The sequence below is a fragment of the Duganella kummerowiae genome, assembly GCF_053572355.1.
In genome coordinates, this window is the sequence record NZ_JBKFEH010000010.1 from 289,066 (window position 1) to 301,141 (window position 12,076).

The following is a 12,076-nucleotide window of genomic DNA, read 5'->3' on the forward strand; positions in this document are numbered from 1 at the left end:
GGGTTATAATCGCCTGCATTGCCACACGCGGCCGGGAAACACCCGGCCGCTTTCACTCCCATGCGTCTGATTACCCTGGTCCTGGCTGTTTTGCTGCTGCTGATCCAATATCCCCTGTGGTGGGGCAAGGGGGGCTGGCTGCGCGTGGCCGATTTCGAAGCCCAGGTCAAGGAGGCGCATCAGAAAAATGCTGCCCTGGCCGCCCGTAACGCCAAGCTCGATTCCGAAGTGCGCGACCTCAAGGACGGCACCGGCGCCGTCGAGGAACGGGCCCGCTACGAACTGAACATGATCAAGCAGAACGAGATCTTCATCCAGATCGTCGGCAAGGGCCAGGACGAGCCCAAGGCGCCGCTGGCGCCGCGTCCCGAACAGCCGCCCTTGCACTAGCAACGCCATGGCATCCCGTTCCCTTTTCCCGTGCTTGCTGGCCGCCTGCGCGGCGCTGAGTGTTTCCGCCATGGCCGCGCCCTGCATCCCACTCAAGGTTGGCTACATGGACCAGGACCGTCCGCCATTCTGGCTGGGCAGGGGCGAGACTGTGCCGGAACCGCCGGGTGCGGCGGTCGACCTGATCCGCGAGGCGGTGGCCGGAGCCGGTTTCGGCTGTCCGCCCACGCTGGTGCGGCTGCCGGTGGCGCGGCTGCGCCTGGCGCTGCAGCAGGGCGATATCGACATGACCACCTTGGGCCAGATGCCGTCCTATCCGCCCGGTATCGCCCTGCCGCGCGACAAGGCCGGTAACATCGACAATGAGCGCGCCATGCAGAACGTCCTGATTGTGCTGGTGCGCGCCGCCGACAAGATCCCGGCAGGTATCAATCCCCAGCAATATTTCAAGGGCAAGGTGCTGGGCGCGCCGCAAGGCGCCACCACCAACGCCACGCTGCGCGGGCTGGGCCTGACCGTGGACGATGGTGCGCGCGACCTGGAGCGCAACCTTGAAAAGCTGCGCCTGGGGCGCATCGATGGCGTGGTGGCCAGCACCGTCAAGCCGGAATACCTGGATGGACTGCTGGCGCGCTACCACGGCGAGGTGGTGCGCCTGCCGCAGCCGCTGGTCAACGTGCGGGTCTGGCTGGCCTTCAACCAGGCCTATTACCGGCGCCACCGCGAGCAGGTAGAGGCCTTGTGGACCTGGCTGGACGTCAATCGCGGCACGCTGGGCCACGTTATGCAAAAATACCGCTGACTCTTAGCGGATACTACCTATGAAAACATTATTGCTGCTGGCTGCGGCGCTGCTGCCCACGATGGCCCAGGCCGGCTGGGTGGACGCCAACGGCAAGCCCCTGCCCGACACCGACAGCATGCGCAGCCTGGGAGACTTCGGCGTGCAGCTGGTGCTCACTGCCGACGAGCGCCAGTTCCGCCGCAGCTGGGCAGGGCGCGAGCTGCCGGTGCTGCCGCGGCTTCCTGTTACGCAGAGCGTGGCGCGCGGCGCCAATCTCACCGGCCTGATCCTGTTCCACGGTTGCAAGGCCGGCCCGCTGGGCGCCTGCGACCTGGTGGCCGAGCTTGCCATCGAAGGGCCGGACGGCAGCCGCACCCCGGTCGGCGCCAGCAATGTGTGGTCGGCCTCGCCGCCGGCCGGCGGCGCCTCGCAGCTGGGCAGCGACAGCGTCGGCATGGGCATAGACCCGGCCGATCCGCTCGGGGCCTACCGCCTGGTGGCCCTGGTGCGCGACCGCGTGGCCAATACCAGCCTGACGGTGGCGGCGCGCTTCGTGGTGACCGACGCCGCTGCTCCCGCCAAGACCGACGACGCCAATTAGCAAAGACTGTCCTACATGCCCTTATCTTCCTACCTGAATACCCATCCCGCGCTGGACCAGGACGTCTACGTGCACGAGACCGCCCACATCATCGGCGACGTTGCCATCGGCCGCGACAGCTCGGTGTGGCTGAACGCCGTCATCCGTGGCGACGTCAACCGCATCAGCATAGGCGCCTGCAGCAATGTGCAGGACTTCGTCATGTGCCACGTGTCGCACAAGAACCCGTCCAAGCCGGACGGTTCGCCGCTGGCCATAGGCGATTACGTCACCATAGGCCACTCGGCCATCCTGCACGGCTGCACCATAGGCAACGAGGTGCTGATCGGCATGGGCGCCGTCATCATGGACGACGTGGTGGTGCAGGACCGCGTGATGGTGGGGGCGGGCAGCCTGGTCCCGCCGGGCAAGGTACTGGAAAGCGGCCACCTGTACGTGGGGCGTCCCGCGGTCAAGGTGCGCGCGCTCAGCGATGAAGAACAGGCCCGCCTCAAGTACTCCGCCGAGCATTATGTGCGCGTGAAAAACAATTACCTCAAGCCGGCCTGAAGCCGCCTCCAGGGCAGGCACAACCAATCCTACCGCCTAATTCCGGTAACCCCGGTAACCCCGGTAACCCCGGTGTCAGATCTGCCATTGGTACATGAGCTTGCCTGCTTAGGCGAGCTCATGTACCAATGGCAGATCTGACACCAACAGGTGCCGACACCAACAGGTGCCAACAGGTGGGTGGACACCAACAGGTGGACACCAACAGGTGGATCGATCTGACACCAGCAAGGTGGACACCAGCAGGTGGACACCAGCGGGGACGCTAGTGGTGCCCCAGCGGTGCCGGGGAGGCCGGGTGGATCAGGCGCCGATGGCGGCTCTACCGAGGGCCGGGTCGTCGGTGAAGAAGCCGTCCAGTCCGGTGGCGATGTAGCGCCTGATTTCGGCGATGGAGCCGGCTTCGTTGCGCGCGTGTTCGCCGCCGCCGTCGCGGAAGTCGGCCGCCAGGAAGCGGTTCTCGGGACGGAAGGTCCATGGCTCGATGCGCAGGCCGGCCTTGTGGGCGTCGTCCACCAGCGAACTCGGCGCATCCAGGCTGCCATCCTTCTTCAGCGGGATCAGGGCGCGCGTGGGCGGGGCAATCACGTCGGCGTATTGCGCCACCTCGCGCAGCCCGGCCGGAGTGCACATCTGGGCGAAGGTCAGGCTGCCGCCGGCCGCCGCCACATCCATGGGGCGCACGTTCTCGGTGATCACCAGCTGCATCAGGCGCAGGTTGGCGCGCCGTCCCAGCTTGCCGCGCAGGTATTTTAGGTTGGCGATCTCGAACGACTGGATCTCGACCGGATTGCGGCGCGTATAGTCGTGCGCGGCCAGGATGGACAGGAAGCGGTCCTCCAGCGGCAGGCCCACGCTGGCAAAATATGTGGAGTGCTTGAGCTCCGGCACGATGCCGATCAGCCGTCCGCGCGCCGCCGCCTCGGCCGCCACGAAGTCGATGATTTCTTCAAAGGTCGCTACCTGGAACATGCCGTTGTAGCGCGCGCTGCCCGGACGGTCCTGCGGGATGCGTTCGACCGCGCGCAGGGTCTTGAGCTCGGCCAGCGTGAAGTCGTCCACGAACCAGCCTTCGTGCGTTTCGCCGTCTATGGTCTTGCGGGTGCGGCGGCTGGCGAATTCGGCCCGCGTGACTACATCCGTGGTCTCGCTCAGGAACGCTTCATGGCGCGCCACCAGCACGCCATCCCTGGTCGAGACCAGGTCCGGCTCGACGTAGTCGGCGCCGTCGGCAATGGCTTTTGCGTACGAAGCCAGCGTGTGCTCGGGGCGCAGCGCGCTGGCGCCGCGATGGCCGAACACCAGCGGACGGCTTTGCGGCGCCAGCGGCGCCACGTCCGGCAATCCGGACAGGTCGCCCGTGGCCTGTCCGGCCAGCGCCGCGCCCAGCTGGGCCGCGCCGGCGGCGGGCAGCAGCGCGGCACTGGCCACAACACCGGCCGCCACACCGGCCACGGCGCCGGCCGCCTGGATGAAACCGCGCCGTGACAAACGCGATGGTAAATGGAGTTTGTTCATCAGAAGTCAGCCGTCAAAGTCAGGAAGCCCTGGCGGGGCGGGATAGGATAGGTATTGTACGTGCCGCTGGCCGCGCCGACCACCACTTGCAGGTCGCCGCTGCGGTTGGCCAGGTTGGTGACGTTCAGGCGGTAGCGCGCATTCTTCACCCAGCCGCCGTTCAGGAATGGCAGCTTGCCCGACACGCCCAGGTTGAGCAGGAAGTAGCTGTCCACCTGCAGGTCGTTGGTGTAGGTGGCGTAGCGCTTGCCGACGTAGTCGCCGCCGAGCTGGAATTCGGTGTCGGCCACGGTCAGGCTGGCCACGAATTTATCCATCCATTCCGGGCTGTTCGGAACCTTCTTGCCGGCCGTCTGCACGGTGGCCGTGCCGCTCATGTAGTTGTCGTCATACTTGGACTGGTTGTACGACAGCGCGTTGTACAGCGAGAAGTTGCGGCCGAAGTGCAGGGTGCCGGAAAAGTCCACGCCATTGGTCTTGACGCTGCCGACGTTGGTCAGCACCGCCAGGTTGCCGCCTATGATGGACGAGATCACCGAGGTGGGGCTGATCTGCAGCAGGCGGTCCTTGAAGTCCACGTGGTAGAAATTGAGCTGGCCGTCGAAGCCGGTCAGCGCGCCGCCGTCGACCTTGTGGCTGCTGCGCAGGCCCGCTTCATAGGTGATCGAGGTTTCCGGCTTGGCGGTGGACTTGAACAGGTCAAACGCGGCCTGGCTGGACAGGCTCCACGGCGACACGCCGCCGCCGCCATACGTCACGAACTGGCGCATGTTCTTTTGCACGTTGAAGAAGGCCTGGTCCTGGGCGCTGATGTCCCAGCGGCCGCCTATCTGCGGCAGTAACCATTTTTTGGTGATGATCTCGCCCACCGGCAGCGCGGTGGAGCCTGAAATGGCGCCCGCTTTCGGCTGCACCGGGAACTGGCCGTCGGCAAACTGCAGGCTGGATTTGAAGCCGGCCTGCAGCGCCACGTCGGGACGCATCCGCCATTCATCCTGCAGGTGCAGCTGGGCCACCTTGTTGTCGATCTCGCTGCCGTACTGGGTGATCAGCGGATTGCCGGGACGGTCGTAGGGCGAGGTCGGCTTGTTCACGTCCAGCGCGTACCAGCGGCGGTAGGCCGAGGAGCGGTTGTGCTCCAGCCAGAAGCCGGCCTGCAGCTTGTGGTCGCCGATCTCGCTGCGAAGGGTGGACAGCCAGCCATTGCGGTTGATCGCGTATTCGGTGGTGCGCACGGCGTAGCCGGAATTGCCGAACACCTGCTTCAGGTTCTGGCCCGGGAAGTAGACCGCGAACAGGGCCGGCAGGCCGGCCACGCCGATCGGACCGGCCACCACGCCCACGCCGTCGTCGTTGTGGTAGTAGACCTGGTTGGACCAGCTGGTGTTGTCGCTGATGTTCCAGTCGTACTTGGCGTAGGTGAGATAGTCGGTGCGCTGCGCGTCGCTGTAGTAGTTGCGGTAGTTGTTGCCGTCCGCGGCGGGCGTGGCGCCGGTGGCCGACAGGTAGTTCAGCGCCTGCTGGAAGTTGGGGTACATGAAGGGGCGGGTGTCGGGCTGGTACTTCTCCGTGGCCGAGCGCACCGTGCTGTCCTCGTTGGGCTCTATCTTGTCCGAGTACGCGAAGTACAGGGTCAGGCGGCCGTTGTTGCCGTTGTTGACGAACTTGGCGTTGACCTGGTCGCCGCCCTGGCGGCCGTCGAAGTCCCAGGCCTTCTGCTCGTGGTGCACGGCCGAGATGTAGGCGCTGTTGCCGTCGCCGAAGCTGCCCGTGTCGTAGCGCAGATAGGTGCGCGAGGTCTTGTGGCTGCCCACGGTCTGCTGCACGGCCAGGTTACGGTTGGGCAGCGGGTTGCTGGAAAAGGTTTCGATGGTGCCGCCCAGGTTGCTGGTGGAGGCGGTGGCCAGGTCGCCGGCGCCGGACGACAGGATCACGCTGCCCACGTTCTCGCTGGTGATGGCGCGCTGCGGCGACAGGCCATTGTAGTTGCCGTACTGCTGGTCGCCCAGAGGCACGCCATCCAGGGTGTAGCCCAGCTGCTGGCCGCTGAAACCGTGGATGAACAGCGACAGGTTTTGTTCATTGTTTCCCCACGGGTCCGCGGTCTGGAAGCTGACGCCCGGCAGGGTTTGCAGCGCTTTCAGTGGATTGATACCCGGTAGTATCTTCTGCATCTCGGTCTTGCCCAGTTCGACCGAGGAGCGGCTCTTGCGGGTGGCCACTTCCACGGTGGCGATGGGGCCGGCGGCGGCTGCGGCGGCCTCGCTGCCATCGGCGGCGGCAGTGTCGGCGGCCGGCACAGCTGCGGCAACGGGCGCGGCGGCGCCCGGCGCCTCCATCTCGGCCACGGCGGCGGCGACGTTGGCGGCCATGGCCATCAGGGGAACGAGGAGGGCGGCGCGCAGCGCGCAGGCCGGGACGGATTGCTTGTTCATGTTTGCTTTCATGCCAGATTGAGGGAACTTCAACGGCAGGCATGGTAGGCAGCCAGTGTGACGGCGTGATGACTTGCGGACGGAAAGCAACGTGGACATTGCCCCTGCCCCCCGCTACACTGCGGATACGCTAACAGGAAAGGACAGGCATGCGTGCTTGGAGATGGATGATGGCGGCAGCGGCAGCGGCCACGGCGGCTGCCACGGCGGCGGCCATGAACGGCTGCGCGAACAAGCCGGTGACGGTGGACCAGGACGAGCTGCCGCGCTTCGTGGCCCGCTTGCTGCCGCCCGGACTGCCCATGGAGCAGGCCATGGTGCGCGTGGACGAGGAAGGCTTTTTATGCCAGCCCCCCGTCAACGGCCAGATCGTCTGCAGCCGCAAGCAGCAGCGTTTGTTCCGCACCCCATGCCAGGACACCCTGGTCATCCTGCGCAGCAATTCCTCCGCGCCGGTGCTGCAGTCGGCCGCCATCAGCACGGCCTGCCGGCCGCTGTGACCTTCAGGCCTGCGGCGCCAGGAAGCTGAACAGCATCTGCTGCGCCTGCTCCTTGTGCTGGCGCTGCCATTCAGCGTCCAGCAGGTCGCGCCGGAAGATGTGCGACAGGGTGTAGGCGTTGGACTTGTGGAAGTAAGCCATGCTGACCATGGCCACGTACAGGTGCAGGGGATCGACGCCGGCGCGGAACTGCCCCTGGGCCTCGCCTTCGCGTAGCAGCCGGTCCAGCAGCGCGATCACGGGCGAGGCGCGCTCCGGGATGTGGGAGGAATGCTGCAGGTAGCGCGCCTGGTTCAAATTCTCCCACGACAAAAGGCTCATCAGTTCCGGATGCGCGGCGAAGTGGCCGTGGATGAAATCGAAGATGGCGCGCATGCCGTCCACCGGCGAGCCTTCCTCGAAGTCCAGGCGCAGCTCGTCGCTGCGCAGGCTGTCCAGTACGTGCTCCAGCACTTCCACGTACAGCGCTTCCTTGTTGCCGAAGTAGTGGTAGATCATGCGGATATTCGATTGCGCGTTGCGCGCGATGGCGTCGGTGCGCGCGCCGCTAAATCCCTTGCCGGCGAATTCGGCGATGGCGGCCTGCAGGATGCGCTCGCGCGTGCCGGGGGTGTTCTCGGTGTTCGTTTCTGTCATTACTAGGCTTTCGAATCAGGCTCTCAGGTAGGGCTGGGTCAGCGCTTCGGGCGCGGTCTGGCGGCCGGTCAGTCCCGCCACCGCCAGCAGCGCCAGCACGTAGGGCAGCATGATGGGCAGCGCGGCGGGCACTTGCACGCCGATGGACGGCAGGAAGAACTGTAACGCACTGGCGGCCCCGAACAACAGGCAGGCCAGCGCCATGCGCCCCAGTTTCCAGTTGCCGAAGATGATGGCGGCTATCGCCAGGTAGCCGGCGCCGCCGGTCATGCCCTCGGTGAAGGTGTGGATGTCGCCGATGGAGATGAAGCAGCCGGCGATGGCGGCCATCACGCCGCTGAACATCACGGCGCCGTAGCGCACGCGGCGCACCGCCACGCCGGCCTTGTCCAGCGCCGACGGATCGGCGCCGCTGGCGTGCAGCGCCAGTCCCCAGGAAGTATTCCTCATCATCCAGGCGCTGGCGGCCAGCACGGCCAGGCCCAGGTACAGCAGCCAGACCTGCTGCAGCACGCTGCCCAGCAGCGGGATGTCGCGCAGCAGCGGCGGCGACCAGGTCGACAGCGCCGGGATGGCGGCGTCCGAGCGGCTGCCGAACACGACACGGTAGGCCAGCGTGGTGCCGCCCAGCGCCAGGATGTTCAAGCCTATGCCGGTGACGATCTGGTTGGCGCCCAGGCTGATGCTGAGCCAGGCCTGCAGCAGCGCCAGCGGCACCACCGCCAGCACGCCTGCCAGGAGGCCCAGCAGCGGATCGCCACTGGCCCAGGACCCCAGGGCGCCGGCGAAGGCGCCGGTCAGCATCATGCCCTCCAGGCTCATGTTCAGCACACCGGCGCGCTGGCTGACCAGCTCCCCGGTTCCTGCCAGCAGCAGCGGCGCCGCCAGGCGGATCGCCGATCCCGCGAAGACGGCGGAGGTATCAAAATCCATCAATGTGCTCCTTTGCCTGAGTTGGCTGCGTTCCTGGCCGCGCCGGCCACCGTCAAAATGATCACGCCCTGCACCACCAGCACCAGCGCCGACGGCACCGCCGCCACCATCTCCATGTTGATGCCGCCCGAACGCAAGAAGCCGAACAGCAGCGCCCCCGCGCACACCCCGGTAATCGAGCCGCGCGCCAGCAGGCCGACCACCAGGCCGTCGAAGCCGTAGCCGGACGAGAAGCCGCTTTTCAGCACGTACTGCTCGCCCTGCAGCATGACGGCGCCCGCCAGTCCGCCCAGCGCGCCGGCCAGCATCATGGCCAGTACGATGGTGGAGGCGATCGGCATGCCGGCGCGGCGCGCCGCCAGCGGATTCAGGCCGACCGCGCGCAGGTGCAGTCCGAACAGGCTGCGTCCCAGCAGCGCCGCCACCAGCACGGCAAGCACCACGGCCAGCGGCAGGCCCACGTGCAGCGGCATGGATACGTCGAACAGCAAGGGCAGCCTGGTGGACAGCGGTATCTCGGGCGACTCCGGCAGGGTGCCGGAATTGCTCATGGGCTGGCGCAGCAGGGCCACCGATTGCACGCTCCAGTACAGCAGCCAGGTGCCGATAAAGGACAGCATCAGGGTGCTGATCACTTCATTGGCCCCGGCCCTGGCCTTGAGCGCCCCGGCGATGCCGCCCCACAGCCCACCGGCCAGGGCGCCGCCCAGCATGGGCAGGAGGTAGGCCAGGCCGCCCGGCAGTCCGGCCACGTGGCCGTGCAGGCTGATGGCGGTGGCCGCCATGCCGCCGACGGCGATCTGGCCTTCGCCGCCGACATTGGTCAGGCGCGCGCGGTCGGCCAGCACGAAACCGGCGCCGACCAGGGCCAGCACCAGCGCGCGGTTCAATGACGCGGCAATGGCGTAGGGCGTACCGGCCGCGCCATCGATAAACGCTTCCAGCGCCTCGCCCACCGGGGCGCCGGTCAGCGCCACCAGCGCCACGCCCAGCAGCAGGGCGCCGGCGACGGCCGCCAGCGGCAGCAGGGCGGCGCCGGATGGCAGCCGCAGGGTTGAAGTGTGAGTGGTCATGCAGTTTGTCCCGCCATCATGGCGCCTATGCGCTCGCGTTGATCTTGCCGCGCCGGGCATACGCCCATGATGCGGCCCCGGTACAGTACGACGATGCGGTCCGCCACCGCCAGCAGTTCGTCCAGCTCGGACGAAATCAGCAGCACCGCCACGCCCTGGGCGCGCGCGGCGCGGATGTGGCCATACACGGCGGCCACCGCGCCCACGTCCAGCCCACGCGTGGGCTGGGCCGCCACCAGCAGCGCCAGGTTGGGTAGCGTCAGTTCGCGTCCCAGCACGGCCTTCTGCTGGTTGCCGCCCGAGAGGCCGCTGAACGGCGTGTCCTCGCTGGCGGCGCGCACGTCGAAGCGCGCCATCAGTGCGCGGGCGGCGGCGCGCATGGCCTTGCGGTCCACCCGGCCCCAGCGCGTGAACTGGCGCATGCGGTTCAGGAACAGGTTCTCGGCCACGCTCAGCGCCGTGATGCAGCCCACCGCGTGGCGGTCTTCGGGCACGATGCCGACCCCGGCCGCCGTGATCTCTTTCGGCGTTCGACCGGACAGCAGTTCGCGCTTGAGGTAGTAGCGTCCGGCCGCAGGCTGCACCATGCCGGCCAGCGCCGCCGCCAGTTCGCTTTGGCCATTGCCCTCGACCCCGGCCACGCCCACGATCTCGCCCTTGTTCAGCACCAGGGTGAAGTTGTCCAGGCGGCGCGCGCCCAGCGCGTCGTCCACGCACAGGCCGTCCACCTGCAGCACTTCGTCCTGCAGGCCGGCCGCTGCGCGTTCGTGCGCTTGCGGCGCCGCCGCCTCGGCCAGGCTGGTGCTGGCGGCGTCGCGGCCTATCATGGCGCCCACCAGCCGGTCCAGGTCGGCCGCCGGCTGCGCCGACGTCGCCACCACGCGCCCGGCGCGCAGCACGGTGGCGCGGTGGGCCACCTGGCGTATCTCGGCCAGCTTGTGCGTTACCAGCACCACGCTGCAGCCCTGCGCCGCCACCCGCTTGCATACTTGCAGCAGGGCCGCGATTTCATCCGGCAGCAGCACGGCGGTGGGCTCGTCCAGCACCAGCAAACGCGGCTCGCGCATCAGGCATTTGACGATCTCCACCCGCTGGCGCTGGCCGACAGACAAATCGGCCACGCGCGCATGCGGATCGGGTTCCAGGCCGTACTGGCGGCCCAGCGCCACGATGCGGGCCGCCATTTCCTTGCGCCGCAGCAGGCCGCCGGCCTGGCCCAGCATCAGGTTGTCGACCACGGTCATGTCGCGCACCAGGCTGAAATGCTGGTGCACCATGGCGATCCCGTCCTGCAGCGCCTGCGCCGGGCCCTGCGGCTGGTAGGGCTGGCCGTCCAGCGCCATGGCCCCGCCGTCGGCGCCGTGCACGCCGAAGATCACATTGCACAGGGTTGATTTGCCGGCGCCGTTCTCGCCCAGCAGGCAATGGATCTCGCCCGGCGCGATTTCCAGGTCGACCGCGTGCAGCACCTGCAGCTGGCCGAAGCGCTTGACGATACCGCGCAAGGACAGGCGCGCCGCCGCCGGCGCCGCCAGTGCATCAGGCGCGTCGCGGGTCAGGATCGCCTCCATGGTCAGCCCTCCAGCACCTTGATTTTGCCTTCCAGGATGTCTTTCTTGATCTGGTTCAGCTTCTCGGTCATGGCGGGCGTGGGCTGGCAGGTTTTCATGTCGGCCGCCTGCGGACCCATCGCCAGGCCGAAGGGCTTGTAGCCCGGCTTCCACGATCCGGCCACGGCCTGCTCGATGGCGTATTGCGCCTGGTAGCCGACGCCGGTGATGCTGAAGGCGATGTACAGCGGATCGCTGCCGCAGCGGTCGCTGTAGCTGCCGATGATGTGGGTGTGCTTTTCCTTGGCCGCCTGCTCCATGCCGCGCAGGCCCAGGTTGAGGATGTGGTAGTGCACGTCGGCGCCCTGGGCGATAGCGGCCAGGGTGGCTTCCTTGGCCTTGGTCACGTTGTCGAAGTCGCCCGTGTAGTTCTCGATGAACTTGATGTTGGGCTTGATGTAGCGCGCGCCGTTGCCGAACTCCTTGCCCGCGTTGACGATGGAGGGCAGCTCCATGCCGCCCACGTAGCTCACCACGCCGCTCCTGGACAGCATGGCGGCCGCTGCGCCGGCCACGAAGGCGATCTGCGCCTGCTTCACGTCGTAGCCGGCCACGTTGGGCGGGGCCTCGGTCTGGTTGCCGCCCACGATGGTGAACTTCTTCCTGGGGAAGCGCTTGGCGATCTTGATCACGGCGGCCTGGGTCTGGCCGCCTATGCCGATGATGAGGTCATTCTTGGCCGCCAGATTGGTCAGGGCCTGCTCCATGTCGGCATAGTTGATGTTCTCTATCATCTGCACCTTGATCTTGCCGCCTTGAGCTTTCTCTGCGGCGGCCACGCCCTCGTAGCCGGACTCCATCCAGCCCTTGTCGCTGCGCGAGCCGGGCAGCAGCACGCCGACTTTCAACGGGTCCGCGGCAGCGGCGGGGAAGGGCAGGGCGGCAGTGGCGGCCAGGGTGAATGCGGCAATAACGTTGGAAGCTGAGCGGGGCACTGAGCTAACGGGGAAGCTTTTCATCTGGCACTCCTTTTGCTTGATTGATGAGGTAAGTAAGTTTTTACTTCATTGCTTTTCGTAAGCAAGTTCGGTGCCAACAAGGGAGGAA

Annotated in this window: 12 protein-coding genes; 5 read left to right on the forward strand and 7 right to left on the reverse strand. The window is 67.1% G+C overall.

The window, feature by feature from the left end:
* Positions 1–60 precede the first annotated feature (60 nt).
* The 4 genes from ftsB (at position 61) to ACLB1G_RS14905 (ending at position 2,324) form a co-directional block, all read left to right on the forward strand.
* Positions 61–390, forward strand: coding sequence for a cell division protein FtsB (ftsB, locus tag ACLB1G_RS14890; RefSeq protein WP_491628003.1), 330 nt, complete (start codon positions 61–63; stop codon positions 388–390).
* A gap of 106 nt (positions 391–496) precedes the next feature.
* Positions 497–1,192 (forward strand): substrate-binding periplasmic protein, encoded by a 696-nt coding sequence (locus ACLB1G_RS14895; protein WP_491628004.1) that lies wholly within the window; start codon positions 497–499, stop codon positions 1,190–1,192.
* 19 nt (positions 1,193–1,211) lie between these two features.
* Positions 1,212–1,775, forward strand: coding sequence for a hypothetical protein (locus ACLB1G_RS14900; protein WP_491628005.1), 564 nt, complete (start codon positions 1,212–1,214; stop codon positions 1,773–1,775).
* 15 nt (positions 1,776–1,790) lie between these two features.
* A complete protein-coding gene (locus ACLB1G_RS14905) occupies positions 1,791–2,324 on the forward strand; it encodes a gamma carbonic anhydrase family protein (protein WP_491628006.1) in 534 nt (177 codons plus the stop codon).
* A gap of 303 nt (positions 2,325–2,627) precedes the next feature.
* Here ACLB1G_RS14905 and ACLB1G_RS14910 read toward each other — a convergent pair whose 3' ends face one another.
* The gene (locus ACLB1G_RS14910; RefSeq protein WP_491628007.1) at positions 2,628–3,842 is read right to left on the reverse strand and encodes a glycerophosphodiester phosphodiesterase; all 1,215 of its coding nucleotides are present in this window, start codon (positions 3,840–3,842) and stop codon (positions 2,628–2,630) included.
* Complete coding sequence (locus ACLB1G_RS14915) at positions 3,842–6,277, reverse strand: TonB-dependent receptor (RefSeq protein WP_491628008.1); 2,436 nt, start codon at positions 6,275–6,277, stop codon at positions 3,842–3,844. The genes ACLB1G_RS14910 and ACLB1G_RS14915 overlap by 1 nt, the downstream gene beginning before the upstream one ends.
* 149 nt (positions 6,278–6,426) lie before the next feature.
* Here ACLB1G_RS14915 and ACLB1G_RS14920 point away from each other — a divergent pair, with 149 nt between their 5' ends.
* Positions 6,427–6,777 (forward strand): hypothetical protein, encoded by a 351-nt coding sequence (locus ACLB1G_RS14920; RefSeq protein ID WP_491628009.1) that lies wholly within the window; start codon positions 6,427–6,429, stop codon positions 6,775–6,777.
* 3 nt (positions 6,778–6,780) lie between these two features.
* Here ACLB1G_RS14920 and ACLB1G_RS14925 read toward each other — a convergent pair whose 3' ends face one another.
* From ACLB1G_RS14925 to ACLB1G_RS14945, 5 genes are read right to left on the reverse strand one after another with little or no spacing between them, the layout of a single operon-like run.
* Entirely contained in the window at positions 6,781–7,413 is a 633-nt protein-coding gene (locus tag ACLB1G_RS14925; RefSeq protein WP_491628010.1) for a TetR family transcriptional regulator, read from the reverse strand.
* 15 nt (positions 7,414–7,428) lie between these two features.
* The gene (locus ACLB1G_RS14930; RefSeq protein WP_491628011.1) at positions 7,429–8,346 is read right to left on the reverse strand and encodes an ABC transporter permease; all 918 of its coding nucleotides are present in this window, start codon (positions 8,344–8,346) and stop codon (positions 7,429–7,431) included.
* The gene (locus ACLB1G_RS14935) at positions 8,346–9,419 is read right to left on the reverse strand and encodes an ABC transporter permease (RefSeq protein ID WP_491628012.1); all 1,074 of its coding nucleotides are present in this window, start codon (positions 9,417–9,419) and stop codon (positions 8,346–8,348) included. Before ACLB1G_RS14935 ends, ACLB1G_RS14930 begins: the two co-directional genes overlap by 1 nt.
* Entirely contained in the window at positions 9,416–10,990 is a 1,575-nt protein-coding gene (locus tag ACLB1G_RS14940; protein WP_491628013.1) for an ABC transporter ATP-binding protein, read from the reverse strand. The genes ACLB1G_RS14935 and ACLB1G_RS14940 overlap by 4 nt, the downstream gene beginning before the upstream one ends.
* Positions 10,991–10,992: 2 nt before the next feature.
* On the reverse strand, positions 10,993–11,988 hold the full coding sequence (locus tag ACLB1G_RS14945) for a BMP family protein (RefSeq protein ID WP_491628014.1): 996 nt from the start codon (positions 11,986–11,988) through the stop codon (positions 10,993–10,995).
* Between the last annotated feature and the right edge of the window lie 88 nt (positions 11,989–12,076).